This window comes from Desulfovibrio sp. 6_1_46AFAA (genome assembly GCF_000224635.1).
Taxonomy (GTDB): Bacteria; Desulfobacterota; Desulfovibrionia; order Desulfovibrionales; family Desulfovibrionaceae; genus Desulfovibrio; species Desulfovibrio fairfieldensis.
On sequence record NZ_JH114302.1, the window covers coordinates 12,837 to 28,669 of the forward strand.

The window sequence follows — 15,833 nt, forward strand, 5'->3', positions numbered from 1 at the left end:
GCGGACCCAGCCGATGATGCCGAAAAAGACCCAGACGCCGCAGGCGATGTTCAGCACAAAGGATGTATAGATCAGTATCTTGGTGAATTCCAGCATGGGAGTCTCCTGAATGATTGCGTGAACGGGCTCGGATTACAGTTGTTCCGGGGCGTACATGCCGCTTCGGGGCGGGCGATTTTTCATGAGCTGGTGGATGACGAAGAGGACCAGGCAGTTGATGCCCATGCCCACCAGGTTGGCCGGAATGCCGAAGGGCTCGCCCAGCACTTTGTCGCTCCACAGCAGGTAGCTCAGGCCGCCGATGACCATGGCGGGCGCGCCCGCGTAGGGCGAAATCCTGCCCCAGAGCAGGCCGCAGAGCAGGGGCGGAATGATGGTGGAGGGCCAGAGTTTGAAGACATAGAGCATCAGGCCGAAGACGTCCTGAAAGGTAATGGCCGCCAGAATGGCCCCGCCGCCCACCACCAGGGTGGAAAGGCGTGACTGGCGCAGCATCTGGGCCTGGGTCGCCTGGGGATTGATGAACTTGTTGTAGATGTCGCGCGTGTAGGAGACGCAGGCGGTGTTGATGAAGGCCGCGGCCGAGCTCATCACGGCGGCCAGCAGGGCGGCCAGCACCAGGCCCGTGATGCCCACGGGCAGCACGTCGCGGATCAGGTTGGTGAAGGCCAGATCCGGCTTGACGTCGGGTTGCAGGGCCATGGAGGCCAGGCCGATGCCCGCCGTGGTGGCCAGGAAGAAGATCCAGTGCACGGAGAAGATCAGCACGCCCGCCTTGCTGTCCTTGGCCGACTTGGTGGAGGCATAGCGCTGGATGAAGTAGGGCGCGCAGAATTCGCCGAACAGGAAGCCGAAAAAGAGGCTGACGACCTGGATGGGTGACCAGTCCGCGAAGATTTTGAGATTGTCGACATAGGCGGGCGCGGCCTGAAGGTTGGCCATCATGACGTCGAAACCGCCGGCGTGGTCAATGGCCAGCCAGCCGCAGAGGCTTATGCCCACAATAATGATCACGTACTGGATGGCGTCGGTCATGGTCACGCCGAGCATGCCGCCGCAGCAGGTGTAGGCCAGGGTGATGGCCGAGGAGATCAGGGCCGCCGGGATCAGGTCGATGCCGGTGGCCGTCTGCATGATCGCGCCCATGGCCAGAATCTGCACGCCGAACAGCCCGAGGCAGAAGAGAAAGGAAACCACGGCGGACACAAGCCGCCCGGCATGGCCGTAGTAGAGGCCGCAGAGGTCGCCCAGGCCGTAGACGTTTTTGATGTTGTGCACGCGCCCGGCGATGTACAGGCCGGAGAAAATCTGGTTGATGACCACGCCCATCAACCCGGCGAAAACCACAATGCCCGTGGTGTGCATGAAGGCCACCCGGCCGATGGTGGCACCGCCGCCGCAGAGCGTGGCCGCGATGGCCGCGAAAAAGATGCTCATGGGCAGGCCGCGCCCGGCCACGGCGTAGTCGTCGAAGTTGGAGACCTTTTTCATGGCCCACCAGCCGATGTAAACGACCACGAAAAGGTAGAGGATGATGATGGAATAATCTATCCAGTTAATGGGCATGTCCGTCACTCCTGGGGGTTCGGGCAATTTCACTTTGAAACGGCCCTGGTGGCTGCGGAAGCAGCCGCCCGACGCGTGGGCGTATGCGCAATCCATTTGCGCGGATAAACGCCGAAGCGGGCCTGCTTCAAATTCCGGGGATATATATTCTCAAAAGCTTTTCTCTTTACTCTTGCGCGGGATGGCGATCATTCCGGCGCGTGGAGATTGCAGTAGGTTTCAAGTTTCACGGGGCGGAAGGGGCTGCGCATGTGCAGGCAGCCCACGGCGTCGGGCCGCGCGCCCTGCGCCGCCGCCGTAATCTCCGCCAGGGCCGGGCCGCACATGCGCCCCTGGCATTGGCCCATGCCGCAACGGGTCACGCGCTTGACTTCGTTGACCTCGAGGAAGCCCTCGGCCACGGCCTTGCGGATGGCGCCCGCGCTGACGCACTCACAGCGGCAGACCAAGGTTTCGTCCGGCACGTCGAAAATCTTCGGGTCAGGCGCGAAGACGTAACGCAAAAAGCCGCGCGCCGCGCGCAGCACGGCCAGTTTGCGCCGGGCCCCGGCCGCGCGGCGTCCGGCCTCGGCCGGGGAGATGACGCCCAGCCGCCGGGCAGCGTCGATGCCGGCCAGCCGGCCCTTGAGGCGGCTGGCGTCGCCGCCGTGCACATAGGCGCCGTCGCCCGCCACATACAGGCCGTCCAGGCTGGTGCGACCGTTGGCGTCCACGTCCGGATACCAGCAGCGCTGGACCCGGTCCCAGCGCAGGCGCGCGCCCAGGGCGTTACAGATCTGGACGCGGGGGATGATGCCCTCATGGCGCAGCAGCACGGCGGCCGGAAGTTCCCTCGTTTCGCCCTTGACGGTATAGGAAACCTTTTCCAGGCTGTCCGCGCCCAGAGCCCGGATGTCCCGCGCGTTGCGGATGACGGGCACGCCGCCCCTGAGTACGCGCAGGGCCATGCGCAGGCCTTTTCCCAGATAGGGCGGGTCCAGCAGGGCGGCGGGCATGGCCGCGCCGGAGAGCAGGCGTTGCGACAGGCTGCCCGTATCCAGCCAGGCCGCGATACGCACGCCCGCGTCCAGCAGATGCCCGGCCAGCAGAAGCAGCAGGGGGCCGTTGCCCGCCAGCACCACGGGGGCGTCCTTGTCCGCCGTGAGGCTGCCGCCGGAGCGCAGCAGAATGTCCGCTCCGCCCGCGCCCATGACGCCGGGCAGGGTCCAGCCCGGAAAGGGCACGGGCCGTTCCATGCCGCCGGGGGCCAGAATGACGTTGGCCGCGCTCAAACGTTGCGGCACATTGTCCACGCTGAAGGAAAGGCAGCGTTCTTCCATGCCCCAGACCACGGCGCGCGGCACGTAAGTCGCGCCGCTGCCGCGGAAATCCTCCACCAGGCGCAGGCCCGCTTCACGTTCCCCGGGGTCCATGAGGGCCTGGGCCAGGGGGCTTTCCACATTGCGCAGCAACTGCCCGCCCGGCGCGGCCTGCTCGTCCAGCAGGGTCACCGTCAGGCCGCAGGAACGCGCCGCGCAGGCCGCGGCCAGGCCGGCCGGGCCCGCGCCGACAATGACGACATCCGTATGCTTGTCCATCACTTGTCCTCCGGGGGCGTCTGCCGGTTCACGACCATGCCTTCCCGCACGGGCACCAGGCAGGACTGGACGTCGGCTTCGCCGTCGATTTCCATGAGGCATTCAAAACAGACGCCCATCAGGCAATAGGGCGCGCGCGGGCTGTGGTCCACGGGATGTGTCGCGGTACGCCCGGCGTGGGCGTGCCCCAGCACGGCGGCGGCCACGCTGATGCCCGCCGGAACGTCCAGGGCCCGCCCGTCAAAGATGATGCGCACAGTGGCTGTGTTGGCGTTGTGCATGAAAACTCCTTTCAGCAGGCGAAGCCGAAGCGTTTGAGCGTCATGCCGCGCGCGGTTTCGGGCAGCTCCCCGCCCAGAATGAAATCGGGCAGCAGACGGCTGTGCGCGGCGGCCATGGTCACGGCGCTGTGGGTATTGATCAGGCTCACCTGGGGGTGGCCGGGCAGGCGGCTGTAAATGGCCATATTGTCTTCCGGCATGACGCGCAGGCCGGACCAGGTCCGGATCAGGCGTTTTTTCGCCAGTTCCGGCCAGACCCGCATGGCCCAGCGGCCTTCCGTGGCCACCGAGGCGGGAACAACGCCGCTGTCGTGTCCAACGCGTTCATGCTTGAAGCCGATGATCACCGTGCCGCCGAAGGTCTGGGTGGCCCCCAGCACCGGAATGGGCATGACCATGGGCAGGCGTTCCACCAGCAGCACCTGGCCCTTGTCCGGATAGACCGGCAGATCCGGCACGGCGAAACGGGCGAAGCGCCGGTTTGCCAGGCCGGCGGCCAGCACCAGGCGGCGGCAGAAATAGTCCCCGTTGCGGGTGGTGACGCGGTAGCCGCCCGCATGGGGGGTCACGTCGAGCACCATGGTTTCCACGTATTCGGCCCCCAGCCGGGGCAGAGCCGCCCGGTAGGCGCGCAACAGGGCCAGCGGGTCGATGACGCCGTCCTCCTCACACCAGGCCGCGCCGCAGACCTCCGGACCAAAGGGGATTTTGGGCAGCTTTTTTTCCAGCTCGCCGCGTTCGATCACGGCCCCCCGGTATTCGCCCAGAGCTTCGCGCAGCTTGACGATGTAGTCGGCGCGCTTCTGAAAATCCTCCGCGCCGAGCACCGGAATCAGGCCGCCCGTGAAGTTCACGGGCACGCGCAGGCCGGAGATTTCTTCCAGTTCCCGGACCAGTTCCGGAAAGAGCCGCGAGGACATGAAGCCCCAGCGGGCGTATTCCGGCAGATGCAGGAATTTGGACTGGCACCAGATCAGCCCCACATTGGTGCGCGAGGCCATGTTGGTGCGGGTGGGCGCGTCCAGCACCGTGACCTTGCAGCCCTTTCCGGCCAGTCCGAAAGCCAGGGCCGCGCCGGAAATGCCGCCGCCCACGATGACGACGTCGCGTTCTCCGGATTTTCTTGACGGCGTTTTTTTGTCCATGCTTCGCCTCCCGGCGGCGGTTTGCTCAGGCCTTGTCCCTGTAAGCGATGCAGTCCACTTCCACGCGCAGATCGCTCATCATGGCGGCCTGCACGCAGACCCGGGCCGGGGCGTGCTCCGGCGTGAAAAATTCCGCGTAGACCTTGTTGAACTGGGCGAAGTCGCGCGGGTCGTCGACGAAGACGTTCACCCGCACCACGTCTTCCAGGCCGTAGCCCGCCAGGGCCAGGGCCGCCTTGAGGTTGTTGAGGGCCGCGCGGGCCTGCACGGTCATGCTGCCGGAAACGATTTCGCCGTCGGCGGCGCGGGGCACCTGACCGCTGACGTAGAGCCAGCCGTCCGCGCCCGCGGCCTTGGAAAAGGGCAGCGCGCCCGCTTTGGCCGGAGTTCCGTAACGTGTGATGGGCATGTTTCCTCCCTAAAATATTTTGCGCTTGAAATTATCGCTTAACGGCGAAGTACATTCGCCTTGCGATAATTTCGCGCTCCGGACAGGCCGGGGCAGGGCGCGCATTCGGGAGAGGAAAAGCAGGGACCATGCCAACTTTGATTTGAAGTATTTTTATTAGTATTTTAAGTGTGTTATGGTTGATGCTGATAAAAAGAGGTCATGGTTATGTAATAAAACGTGACAACCTGTGAAAAAAGAAGCACGTTGAGATCAGCATCAGCCGCGAATGCAGCCGGTCCGGGCGCGCATTTTCACATTTGAGTGTAATAAAACATTACATGTATTCTTTTATTACAAGGACAGCCCATGCTCAGCCAGATGTCCGCCATTCCGAACCTTGAGGAACTTATCCGGCGTTCGCACGCGCGTTCCGCGCGCTACGGCCTGGACCCGCATCTGGACGGCGCGCCCGAGGCCGGAGGCCTGAGCGCGGCGGGTCTGCGCAAGCGGATCAACGGGCAAAGGGAGTTCTTTGACCTGGCCCGGGCGCAGATCGACACGCTCTACGGCCTGCTCAAAGGCACGGGTTTCTGCATGGCCCTGGCCGACAGTGAGGGGTATGTGCTCTACGTGGTGGGGGATGCGGAACTGGTGGAGCATTTCAAACGGCGGCGCTGCCTGCCCGGCTACCGCTGGCTGGAGCGCGACGTGGGCACCTGCGCCATCGGTCTGGCCCTGGAGGAGAAGGTGCCGGTTTTTCTGCCCGGCGACGCCATGTTTTCGGCTGAGGCCCGCCGCTTGAGCAATGCGGGCGCGCCGGTTTTCGCGCCGGACGGCGGCGCGGTGCTGGGGGCCATTTCGCTCAGCGGCGAGTCGGCCATGATGCATGTGCACACCCTGGGCCTGGTGCGCCAGGCCGCGGAAACCGTGACCTCCCAGTTGCGCGAGCGGGAGCGCATGCGGGATCTGGCCACCACCAACCAGTATTTGCGCGCCCTCATCGAATCCGACTCGCGGGGCATTGTGACTGTGGACTCGCACGGCCGCATCGTGCAGACCAACCGCAGCGCCCGGCGGCTCTTCAATCTGCCCGCCTCGCCCGCCGGGCGGGATTTCGAGGACTTTACCGGCGGCCGCAGCGGCGTGCTGGAGCATCTTGCCACGGGCAAAAGTTTCAGGGCGCGCGAAATTCTCGCCCGGCACAGCGGCATGACGCATTTCGCTTCCTTTGACCCCATCTGCATGAGCAACGGCGAAGTGGCGGGCGGCCTGCTCACCGTGCAGGAAAAAAAGGAAGTCATGGGCATGGCCGTGGAAGTGACCGGCAGCCACGCCCATTTCACCTTTGATTCCATTCTGGGGTCCAGCGCCTGCCTGGGGCAGGCCCTGCGCCACGCGCGCATCGCGGCGGCCAGTACGGCCCCGGTGCTGCTCTGCGGCGAAACGGGCACGGGCAAGGAGCTCTTCGCCCAGGCCATCCATAACGGCGGGGAGCGGCGCAACCGGCCCTTTGTGGCCATCAACTGCGGGGCCATTCCCAAGGAACTCCTGGAAAGTGAGCTGTTCGGCTATGAGGATGGGGCCTTTACCGGCGCGCGCAAGGGCGGGCGGCCCGGCAAGTTCGAGCTGGCCGATTCGGGCACGCTTTTTCTGGACGAAATCGGGGACATGCCCTTTGACATGCAGGTCAAGCTGCTGCGCGTGCTCCAGACCGGCGAGATCCAGCGCGTGGGCGGCCTGCGTACCGTGCCTGTGGACCTGCGCGTCATTTCGGCCACCAACAAGGATCTGAGGCAGGCCATCGAACAGCAGAAATTTCGCGCGGATCTCTATTACCGCATCAGCACTCTGAACATCCTTGTGCCGCCCTTGCGCGAGCGGCCGGAAGACATTCTGCCCCTGGCCGAGTATTTCATCCAGCGGCACAGGCTGCGCCTGAACAAACCCACGGCGGTCCTGCCGCCGGACACCGCCGCCATGCTCACGGCCCATGCCTGGCCCGGCAACGTCCGCCAGCTGGAAAGCGCGGTGGAGCGCGCCATGCATCTGGCCGAGGGCGGCGATCTGCTGGCCGAGCATTTCGGCATCGCCGGGCTGGAGCGGCCCCGGCAGGCGGCTCCATCGGAACCGTCCGGCGGCACCGGCCAGGGCACCCTGGAAGACCTGGAGCAGCGGGCCGTGGCCGAAGCTCTGGCCCGGCACAACGGCAATATCAGGGCCGCGTCCCGCGCCCTGGGCGTCAGCCGCCCCACGCTCTACCGGAAACTGAAGAAAATGGCGGCCCGGGACTGAAGCCGGGCCGCGTCGGAGTCGTCCGCCCCGGTTTTGCACGGCCGCCTGATTGCCAAAATGCGGCGTTCTGGTAGCATTGCCACAAACACATCGTCAGGTTGGGCATTTCAACTCAAAGTTAATCTGCTCCAGGGACGAACTTTTCAGCCGGGATATCCGCACTATCCCGGCTTTACATATTCAGTGAGGATGCCATGACACTCTTGGGAATGCATTTGGATTTGGCGGGAGCGCTGCTGATTTTCTGCCTGCGTCTCGCGGACGTGACTCTGGGTACGGTCAGAACCGTCCTGGTCATGCGCGGCGTGCGTTTTGTGGCGGCCCTGGTGGGCTTTTTCGAGATCATCATCTGGGTGGTCGCCATCTCACGGGTCATGGCGCATCTGGACAATGTCTTCAACATCATTGCCTATGCCGGTGGCTACAGTTGCGGCATTCTGATGGGTATTTTCGTGGAAGAGCGCCTGGCTCTGGGCATCACCGTCGTCAATATCGTGGCGCCCGAGGACGACGAGCACCTTGCCGCCGTGTTGCGCAAAGCCGGTTTCGGCGTAACCCGGCTTGAGGCCTTCGGCATGCATGACGAAATGCACTTCTTGCGGGTGGTCTTGCCGCGCCGCAAGGTCAACAGCCTGGTGCGCCTGTGCAAGAAACTTTCGCCCAAGAGCTTTCTTACCATTGAGGATGTGCGCAGCGCGCACGGCGGCTATCTGCCGTAGGAGCTGTTTCTAAACGCGCGGTGCGGATTTCCGTGGAAAATCCGCACCGCGAAGAACCCACTTCAGCTTCTACAGCAGCTCGCCGTGACGCCGGATGTAAGCCCGCTTCACCACGGTGGTCAGCAGCATATAGCCCAGAATCATGCCGCCCAGCCAGGGGAAATACCCGGCGGGCAGGGCCGCCATGTCCAGGCCCCGGCCCAGGGAGGTGAAGGGGATGACCGTGCCCACGGCAATGCCCAGGCTGGTCAGGAGTGTCAACTGCCAGGACGCCCGGCTCTCCACGAAGGGCAGCTTGGGCGTGCGGATCATGTGAACGACCAGGGTCTGGGACCAGAGCGATTCCACAAACCAGCCCGCCTGGAACAGCGCCGCGAAGGCGGCCTGCCCGGCCGGGTCCAGGCTGTGCCAGGGACCGCCCAGAACCGCCGGGCAGATCAGCCGGTACATCAGGACAAAGGTCAGAAGGTCGAAAATCGAGCTGGTGGGTCCGAGCCAGAGCATGAAGGAGCTGATGGAATCGGCGTCCCAGGTACGGGGTTGGCGCAGGAATTCCTCGTCCACATTGTCCCATGGAATGGTGGTGCAGGACAGATCGTAGATCAGGTTGAGCACCAGAATCTGCAGGGGCGTCATGGGCAGGAAGGGCAGAAAGACGCTGGCCGCCAACACCGAGAACATATTCCCGAAATTGGAACTCACCGTCATCTTGATGTACTTGATGATGTTGGCGTAGGTGCGGCGTCCTTCAATGACCCCGGCCTCCAGCACGGTGAGATCCTTTTCCAGCAGGATCACGCCCGCCGACTCGCGGGCCACGTCCACGGCGGTGTCCACGGAAATACCCACGTCGGCGGTGCGCATGGCCGCCGCGTCGTTGATGCCGTCGCCCATGAAGCCCGTCACATGGCCGTTGCCGCGCAGGCAGGCCACAATGCGCGCCTTCTGCTGCGGGCTGAGTTTGGCGAAGATATCCACCCGCTCTACTTCCTGTCGAAGGCGCTCGTCGTCCATGTCCGCCAGATCCGCGCCCAGCAGCACGCGTTCGGCGGGTAGGCCCACCTGGCGGCAGATGCTGCGGGTCACGGCGTCGTTGTCGCCGGTGAGCACCTTGACGCGCACCCCGTAGTCGCGCAGGGCGGCCACGGCCTGGGCCGCCGATTCCTTGGGCGGGTCCAGAAAGGCCAGATAGCCCATGAGCACCATGTCGGCCTCGTCGGCTACAGAAAAGCTCCGGCCGCCGTCCGGCAGGGCTTTCCGGGCCACGCCCAGCACGCGCAGGCCGTCGGCATTGTAGCGGAGGGTGCGGGCCAGGATTTCCTCCCGCAGTTCCGGGGTCAGCGGTTCCACCTGGCCGTGGTATTCGGCCCAGGTGCAGACGGACAGCATTTCCTCCAACGCGCCCTTGGTGATCATCCGGGTCTTGCCCCGGTGGTCGGCGACGACCACGCTCATGCGGCGGCGGAAGAAATCAAAGGGGATTTCATCCACTTTGACGTAGTCCCGCCGCAGGGTGAGCATGTCCAGGTCGTCGGCATGGTCCATAATGGCCACATCCAGCAGGTTTTTCAGACCGGTCTGGAACCAGCTGTTCAGAAAGGCGTGGCGCAGCACGCGCTCGTCCTCGTTGCCGTGCACGTCCAGGGAATATTCCAGAATGATCTTGTCCCTGGTCAGGGTGCCGGTCTTGTCCGTGCAGAGCACGTCCATGGCCCCCAGGTTCTGGATGGCGTCCAGCCGCCGCACGATGACCTTTTTGCGGGCCATGAAGGCCGCGCCGCGCACCAGATTGGCGGAAACCACGGTGGGCAGCATTTCCGGCGTCAGGCCTACGGCCACGGACAGGGCGAAGAGCGCGGCCTCCACCCAGTCGCCCTTGGTGAAGCCGTTGATGAAAAAGACAATGGGCACCATGCAGGCCATGAAACGGATCAGCAGCCAGGACACGGCGCTGACGCCCCTGTCGAAACTGGTGCGGGTGGTGGTGTCGGCGATCTGGCGGGCCAGGGAACCGAACAGTGTGGCGTTGCCCACGGCCAGCACCAGGGCCAGGGCCGAACCGCTGACCACGTTGCTGCCCATGAAGGCCAGGTCGGCGCAATCCAGCGGGCTCTGAGGCGGACTGTCCGGGGCGTCCGGAGAGGCGTCCGGCAGACCGGCGAATTTTTCCACCGGCTCGCTTTCGCCGGTCAGGGAGGACTGGCTGATGAAGAGATCCTTGGCCTCCAGAATCCGCAGATCCGCCGGGATCATGTCCCCGGCGGCCAGACGGACCACATCGCCGGGCACCAGCTCGCTGATGGGCCGTTCGCCGCCCCGGCCGTCGCGCAGTACGTCGATGGTGGTGTTGACCATGGATTCCAGACGGGCCACGGCGTCGCCGGAGCGGGCCTCCTGCACGAAGCGCAGCGTGCCGCTGATCAGCACCATGCCGCCCACGATGAGCACGGCCGTGAGATCCTTTTCACCGGCGGCGGCCAGCAGATAGTCGGTAATGAAGGAAATGGCCGCGAGCAGCAGCAGAACCACGCTGAAGGGATTGAGAAAGGCCCTGAGCAGTCGCAGGGCCAGAGGTTCCCGGCGGCTGCCGATCAGACGGTTTTCACCGTGGCGCCGGCGCAGGGCCGGGATTTGCGCGCTGTTCAGCCCCTGCATGGACGAGTTGTAGGCGCGCAACAGGGCGTCCGGCTGCTGCCGGGCGGCTTCAAGCAGGTTTTGCGAGGCGGCGCGCTTCGGCGCTGCCGGGGTATGGGGGCGTCCGACGCCGCGCGCGGCGCGGTCCGCACGGGACAGCGGGCGGGACGACGGACGCGGGGGACGAAACAGGGCTTTCAGAGTCGTGAAAAAGGAAAACATGGGAACCTCCTGGGACCGGCGCGGGACGCGTCGCTCTCAAGAGGCGTTCAGCGGAGGAGAGCGGGCGCGGGCAGGCCGGCGGGATTATGCGTGCCGGGTTCAGGTGCGGGAAAGTTGGGACTGTCGGATGACATAAGGTCGTGCTCCTTTGTGCTGCGGAAACAAGGCATAGTGATTACTGATTAAGGGAAAACGCCTGGAACGTCAAATCGGGGCAGGGCCCGCGATCCATTCTCCGATCAGCGCAACGCCGCCACAAAATCATGGAGCAGGCGGACAGCCTCCACGGTCAGCCCCTCGCAGAGATGCGGCGGATCGCTTTTCTGAAAGCCGCCGGGCCGCAGCACCCGGCAATCGATCCCGCCGAAATGCTTCTGGAAGGCAGCGGTATAGCGGCCGCAGACGGCGCAGACTTCCTTCTCGGTCTTGCCCAGGAACGACGCATGGATTCCAAGGAAGAGCAGCGCGCCCTCCAGCAGGCCGCACTGGCAGCCCATGCGTCCGGCTCCGTTCAGGCCGATGGCCGCGCGGTCTAGCTGCGGGTCCAGGGGCAGATCGAACAGGCGGCTCATGCAGTACAGGGTGGTGCGGGCACAGTTGATGTCCCTGTCCCAGTAACAGGCGCGGACCATTTCCGCGATCCGCCGGTCGGTTTCCTGATGCGCGTCCATAACGGCCTCACAAGCCCAGAAGTTGCCGCCAGCGCGGCAGTTCCGGGTTCAGATCCAGATAATCGGGCGGCAGGTCCAGGGGCGCCGCCGTTGCCAGGGCCAGACGCACGTCCTCCAGATCGCCGGTGCGCGGCAGTTCCGGCACATCCTGCAAGGGGCAGAGGTCGAAGTCGTCGCTGGGCAGCATGACCATGACCGGCAGGCCCTTGAGCGCCGCTTCCAGGGCGGCGGTGGTGGAATTGGAGGCCCAGACCGTCACGCCGGGCCGCAACTGTTCGGCAATGGGGCCGTCCGCCAGGCGGATTTCACGCATCCGGCGGCCCAGCAGGGCGCGCAGGCGTTCTTCCACGGACAGGTAGGGATGGGGCTTGACGACAATATCCCAGCCTTCCAGCAGCCCGGCATGCACGGCGCGCGCCAGCAACACCAGATGGGCCTCGGTTTCGTCGTTGAAAAAGCTGGTCAGGACCAGCAGCCGTTTGAGGCCGCCCGCGGGCGTAGTCGGCGCGGGGTCCGGGGCTTCCGTTTGCGCCGGAGCCGCGTCGGCCAGGTAGAGATAGCGCAGGGCCTCCACTTCGCCCAGGCGTTCGGGCGGCATGCCCGCGTCCAGCCACTGGCGGCAGGCCGAACGGCCGTTGCCCCGGATGGCGTCAGGCTGGAAGATCGCGCAGTCCGGCGCGCTGAAGGTACGCGGATCGTCGAAATAGCGGAAGTCCGTGGGCCGGATGGTGGAATGCTGCGCGCCGAAGACCGGCCCGTTCCCGGCCTCATGCGCGGCCTGGGTCAGCATGCGCTCCCAGGGGCAGTTTTCCAGCGGGAAGAGGGTCCAGCGCTGCGGCCCGGCGCAGTGCGCATAGCTCTTGAAGCCCCGGTTCTGAAGGCAGCGCTCCAGGCCGCGCCAGCCCCGGAAGGATTCGGCCCAGTCCCCCTTGGCGTAGTCCCAGAAATTGAGCCGGGATCCGGCGAAGTGAAAGGCCGGGCGCGCGTGTTTTTCCAGACGCAGGCTGGCCCAGCAAAGGCGCAGATGCCGCCACAGGGCCGCCCAGAGATCCCGGTGGCGCAGAAATTCCTCCAGATAGTGGAAGGAAAGGCCATCCTTGCCTTCCTCGCGGAAGCGGTCGCGCAGTTTGCGGCATTGGGCGAAGGAGAGCTGGGGCGCGGGAAAGCGGATGAACAGCCAGCGCACGAACTGCGTGCCTTCACGCCGGGCCTCCGCGTCAAGAACGTCGTGCAGCTTTTCCCAGTAGCGGGAGCGGAAGCGTCCCAGACCGGCGGCGTGCATGTCCAGATTGGGGAAATAGGTAACGATGCCGGCCGTGTTTTGCTGCCCGGACGCGGGCCTCGGCGTGAGGCAGGTTTTGCCGGTACGCACGCAGGGCAGTTTGCGTCGTACGGTCCACCACCAGTGCGCGTAGCGGGCCGCGGCCCGCAAGGGCGCGGGGCAGGCGTTGTAGATTCGCCGCAGCAGGCTTTGCGCGGGCTTGAGGCGCAGTCCCGGCTCGTGGCACTCCACAAAAAGGCGGCCCGACACGGCGCAGAAATCCGCCAGCGTGTGGCGCAGGGTGGCGTCGCCGCCGCAGAGCCGCAGGGCCGTGAAGGCTTCCTCGTCCATGAGGCGCTCCAGGGCGCGCAGCTTGTAGATAGTATAGAGATTGGGCGTCATCCTGGGATGGCGCTCGTAGAGCAGGGAGCACCACCACATGGACAGGCTTTCCCCGGCTTTGAGTTTCTCCTGCAGCTCCTTGCGGCCCACGCGCAGACGGCCCAGATCATAGGCCCAGGCCGCATGTTCGGCGCGGATCGCCACCAGGTCCGCATGGAGACGCGCGGGTAGGGATATCCGGCCTTCCGGCACTTCCCAGGCGCTCCAGTGGGCGACGGCCTGTCCCTGACCGGAGGCGGGCGACGGTACGGACGGCTCCTTGGCCGGTTCCACCAGCAGCACCAGTTCTTTCATGGGCGCGCCTCCGTCGCGGCTTCTTTCAGGGCCGCGCGGACAGCCGGGCCGTAGGGCGGCCGCAGCACGCCCGCTTCGGTGATGATGCCGCTGATCAGCGCCGCCGGGGTCACGTCAAAAGCGAAATTGTAGACCGGCACGTCCTCGGGCGTCACGCGCTGCCCCCCCGCATGGGTCACCTCCCCGGTCGGGCGTTCCTCAATGGGAATGGCCGTGCCGTCGGCCGTTTGCGGGTCAATGGTCGAGAGCGGCGCGGCCACATAGAAGGGGATGCCGAAATGCCGCGCCAGCAGGGCCACGCCGAAGGTGCCGATCTTGTTGGCCGCGTCGCCGTTGGCCGCGATGCGGTCCGCGCCCACCACCACGCGCTGGACGAGCCCTTTCTGCATCAGCAGGGCGCAGGCGTTGTCGCAGGCCACGGTAACCGGAATGCCGTCCTTGTGCAGTTCCCAGGCTGTGAGCCGCGCGCCCTGCAAAAAAGGCCGGGTTTCATCGGCAATGACCCGGATGCGCTTGCCCTGTTCCACTGCGGCGCGGATCACGCCCAGAGCCGTGCCGTAGCCCGCCGTTGCCAGGGCCCCGGCGTTGCAGTGGGTGAGCACCGTGTCCCCGTCCTCAAGGCAGTCCGCGCCGAAGCGGCCCAGGCGCTTGCAGGCGGCCACATCCTCGTCCTGCATGGTCCGGGCCTCGCGCAGAAAAAGTTCCAGCAGGGCGGGGCGGCCCACATCCCCGGCGGCGCGTCGGCATGCGCGCATGCGCTCCACGGCCCAGCGCAGATTCACGGCCGTGGGCCGGGCGGCGGCAATGGCCTCCAGGGCGGCGTCCAGGCGTTCCTGCCAGCCGTCGCCGTCCCCGGTCCGGGAGACGGCCAGGGCGCAGCCCCAGGCGGCGGTGACGCCGATGGCCGGAGCGCCGCGTACCACCATGGTTTGCAGAGCCGTGATCACCTCGTCGGGCGTGCGGCAGACGAAATCCGCCTCCTCTCCCGGCAAAAGGCGTTGGTCCAGCAGATGCAGTTCCAGGGCGTCGCGGTCAAAACGGATGTGGTCGTTCATGGCGTCTCCTTGTTCCCTGCCTTACACGACAATGCGTCCGATGGCAAAAAGCGGCTTGCCGGAAGAGTGCCCGCGCCGGTATGGGGTCGGGTTCTGGACAGTCCCGCAAGCCGGGCATAGAGTTGCTCCGGCGGCAGGGGATTGTGCCCGCGCCGCCCACTACTCAGGAGGAAATCAAGATATGCGTTATGCATGGACTTTGCTGCTGGCCGGGGCATTGAGCCTGGGTCTGGCGGGCGCGGCACTGGCGGCTCCGGACGGCTTCAAGGAGCACAAACTGCCGGGCTTGGCCATCGACCTGCCCTCGGACTGGCAAATCGCCCCCAAGGAGGCTCTGGCCCAAGTGCAGAAGCAGGCCGGGGACATGAAGGTGCTGCTGATGGCCCAGAGCCCGGAAGTGCCGCAGTTCGCCATCATGGAGCAGCCCGTGGGCGAGATGGACCAGGCCGCTTTCGCCAAACTGGATGAGGACGGCGTCAAGGAAATCTGCGCGCAGGCCATTGACGGCTTCAAGCGGGGCGGCGCCACGGAAGTGAACTGCGCGCGCGAAACAACGGCCAAGGGCGCGGCTCTGGCCGTGGCCGCGCTGTTCCCGGCCAGGGGCCTGTGCAATGTGAGCTGGGGATTTTACGAAGGTAAAAAGACCCTGGCCGTGAGCGCCATGCTCCGGCAGCGCGACACCAAACTGCCCGCCCAGCTGCAAACCGTTTTGAAGAGCATCAAGCTGGGCAACTAGAACAGTTACCACTTGAAATGCTTTGTCATGCAAAGGGCCGCGTCAGCACGACGCGGCCCTTTTGCGTAAGGGGCTTTAGCCAGTTGAGCGAGCGTTTGCGAGCGAAACAGAAATCCACCCGCTATGCGGGTGGAAATAATTTGTTATACAAAAAACACCTTTCCCATACGATAGAGTTGTTCAAGCCCATCGTAATTTTTAAGGGAAAGGTGTTTTTATATGGGAACTCGAGTTCAAAGTTTAGCCCACACAAAATGGTTGTGCAAGTATCACATTGTCTTTTCTCCAAAATACAGGCGGAAAATAATATTTGCCAACATTCGAGAAAGTATCGGAGAAATTCTTAAGGACTTATGCAAATATAAAGGTGTTGAAATTATCGAGGGCCATCTCATGCCGGATCATGTGCACATGCTGGTGAGTATTCCTCCAAAAATCAGTGTATCAAGTTTCATGGGGTACCTGAAAGGAAAAAGCTCATTGATGATTTTCGATAAGCATGCAAACCTGAAGTACAAATTTGGCAATAGGAAATTCTTGGCGGAAGGATATTTCGTCAGTACGGTAGGACTCAATGAGGTAACGGT

The 15,833-nt window shown here is 64.6% G+C and carries 13 protein-coding genes; 4 read left to right on the top strand and 9 right to left on the bottom strand.

Annotated elements, in window-relative coordinates; translation table 11 throughout:
• Positions 1-132 precede the first annotated feature (132 nt).
• From HMPREF1022_RS06805 to HMPREF1022_RS06825, 5 genes are all read right to left on the bottom strand, one after another.
• Positions 133-1,566: a sodium:solute symporter family protein gene (locus tag HMPREF1022_RS06805; RefSeq protein WP_009302513.1), complete on the bottom strand. Its 1,434-nt coding sequence runs from the start codon at positions 1,564-1,566 to the stop codon at positions 133-135.
• A 188-nt stretch (positions 1,567-1,754) separates the two neighbouring features.
• Positions 1,755-3,143, bottom strand: a complete 1,389-nt coding sequence (locus HMPREF1022_RS06810; RefSeq protein ID WP_009302514.1) for a (2Fe-2S)-binding protein — start codon at positions 3,141-3,143, stop codon at positions 1,755-1,757.
• Positions 3,143-3,424 carry a (2Fe-2S)-binding protein gene (locus tag HMPREF1022_RS06815; protein ID WP_008683094.1) on the bottom strand — a complete coding sequence of 94 codons (282 nt, stop codon included), beginning with the start codon at positions 3,422-3,424 and terminating at the stop codon, positions 3,143-3,145. The genes HMPREF1022_RS06810 and HMPREF1022_RS06815 overlap by 1 nt, the downstream gene beginning before the upstream one ends.
• An 11-nt stretch (positions 3,425-3,435) precedes the next feature.
• Entirely contained in the window at positions 3,436-4,569 is a 1,134-nt protein-coding gene (locus HMPREF1022_RS06820; RefSeq protein WP_009302515.1) for an NAD(P)/FAD-dependent oxidoreductase, read from the bottom strand.
• A 25-nt stretch (positions 4,570-4,594) separates the two neighbouring features.
• Positions 4,595-4,978 carry a RidA family protein gene (locus tag HMPREF1022_RS06825; protein WP_008683098.1) on the bottom strand — a complete coding sequence of 128 codons (384 nt, stop codon included), beginning with the start codon at positions 4,976-4,978 and terminating at the stop codon, positions 4,595-4,597.
• A 348-nt stretch (positions 4,979-5,326) separates the two neighbouring features.
• On the opposite strand from HMPREF1022_RS06825, the gene HMPREF1022_RS06830 reads away from it, so the two are divergent.
• Both HMPREF1022_RS06830 and HMPREF1022_RS06835 read left to right on the top strand, forming a co-directional pair.
• On the top strand, positions 5,327-7,252 hold the full coding sequence (locus HMPREF1022_RS06830; RefSeq protein WP_008683100.1) for a sigma-54-dependent Fis family transcriptional regulator: 1,926 nt from the start codon (positions 5,327-5,329) through the stop codon (positions 7,250-7,252).
• A gap of 209 nt (positions 7,253-7,461) precedes the next feature.
• A complete protein-coding gene (locus HMPREF1022_RS06835; protein WP_035061009.1) occupies positions 7,462-7,971 on the top strand; it encodes a DUF2179 domain-containing protein in 510 nt (169 codons plus the stop codon).
• 69 nt (positions 7,972-8,040) lie between these two features.
• Here HMPREF1022_RS06835 and mgtA read toward each other — a convergent pair whose 3' ends face one another.
• From mgtA to mtnA, 4 genes are all read right to left on the bottom strand, one after another.
• Complete coding sequence (mgtA, locus tag HMPREF1022_RS06840; RefSeq protein ID WP_009302517.1) at positions 8,041-10,827, bottom strand: magnesium-translocating P-type ATPase; 2,787 nt, start codon at positions 10,825-10,827, stop codon at positions 8,041-8,043.
• 239 nt (positions 10,828-11,066) lie between these two features.
• Positions 11,067-11,498, bottom strand: coding sequence for a C-GCAxxG-C-C family protein (locus HMPREF1022_RS06845; RefSeq protein WP_008683111.1), 432 nt, complete (start codon positions 11,496-11,498; stop codon positions 11,067-11,069).
• A 7-nt stretch (positions 11,499-11,505) separates the two neighbouring features.
• Complete coding sequence (locus HMPREF1022_RS06850) at positions 11,506-13,455, bottom strand: TIGR04326 family surface carbohydrate biosynthesis protein (protein ID WP_008683113.1); 1,950 nt, start codon at positions 13,453-13,455, stop codon at positions 11,506-11,508.
• Positions 13,452-14,510: an S-methyl-5-thioribose-1-phosphate isomerase gene (gene mtnA / locus HMPREF1022_RS06855; RefSeq protein ID WP_008683115.1), complete on the bottom strand. Its 1,059-nt coding sequence runs from the start codon at positions 14,508-14,510 to the stop codon at positions 13,452-13,454. The genes HMPREF1022_RS06850 and mtnA overlap by 4 nt, the downstream gene beginning before the upstream one ends.
• Before the next feature lie 181 nt (positions 14,511-14,691).
• Here mtnA and HMPREF1022_RS06860 point away from each other — a divergent pair, with 181 nt between their 5' ends.
• On the top strand, positions 14,692-15,246 hold the full coding sequence (locus HMPREF1022_RS06860) for a hypothetical protein (RefSeq protein ID WP_008683117.1): 555 nt from the start codon (positions 14,692-14,694) through the stop codon (positions 15,244-15,246).
• Between the two features lie 219 nt (positions 15,247-15,465).
• The coding region (gene tnpA / locus HMPREF1022_RS06865; protein ID WP_035061113.1) for an IS200/IS605 family transposase at positions 15,466-15,833 on the top strand (368 nt) is incomplete at its 3' end.

Excerpts from the sequence above, each read along its gene's own strand:
- HMPREF1022_RS06805 (WP_009302513.1), bottom strand. The coding sequence starts at position 1,566 with ATGCCCATTAACTGGATAGATTATTCCATCATCATCCTCTACCTTTTC.
- HMPREF1022_RS06810 (WP_009302514.1), bottom strand. The coding sequence starts at position 3,143 with ATGGACAAGCATACGGATGTCGTCATTGTCGGCGCGGGCCCGGCCGGC.
- HMPREF1022_RS06815 (WP_008683094.1), bottom strand. The coding sequence starts at position 3,424 with ATGCACAACGCCAACACAGCCACTGTGCGCATCATCTTTGACGGGCGG.
- HMPREF1022_RS06820 (WP_009302515.1), bottom strand. The coding sequence starts at position 4,569 with ATGGACAAAAAAACGCCGTCAAGAAAATCCGGAGAACGCGACGTCGTC.
- HMPREF1022_RS06825 (WP_008683098.1), bottom strand. The coding sequence starts at position 4,978 with ATGCCCATCACACGTTACGGAACTCCGGCCAAAGCGGGCGCGCTGCCC.
- HMPREF1022_RS06830 (WP_008683100.1), top strand. The coding sequence starts at position 5,327 with ATGCTCAGCCAGATGTCCGCCATTCCGAACCTTGAGGAACTTATCCGG.
- HMPREF1022_RS06835 (WP_035061009.1), top strand. The coding sequence starts at position 7,462 with ATGCATTTGGATTTGGCGGGAGCGCTGCTGATTTTCTGCCTGCGTCTC.
- mgtA (WP_009302517.1), bottom strand. The coding sequence starts at position 10,827 with ATGTTTTCCTTTTTCACGACTCTGAAAGCCCTGTTTCGTCCCCCGCGT.
- HMPREF1022_RS06845 (WP_008683111.1), bottom strand. The coding sequence starts at position 11,498 with ATGGACGCGCATCAGGAAACCGACCGGCGGATCGCGGAAATGGTCCGC.
- HMPREF1022_RS06850 (WP_008683113.1), bottom strand. The coding sequence starts at position 13,455 with ATGAAAGAACTGGTGCTGCTGGTGGAACCGGCCAAGGAGCCGTCCGTA.
- mtnA (WP_008683115.1), bottom strand. The coding sequence starts at position 14,510 with ATGAACGACCACATCCGTTTTGACCGCGACGCCCTGGAACTGCATCTG.
- HMPREF1022_RS06860 (WP_008683117.1), top strand. The coding sequence starts at position 14,692 with ATGCGTTATGCATGGACTTTGCTGCTGGCCGGGGCATTGAGCCTGGGT.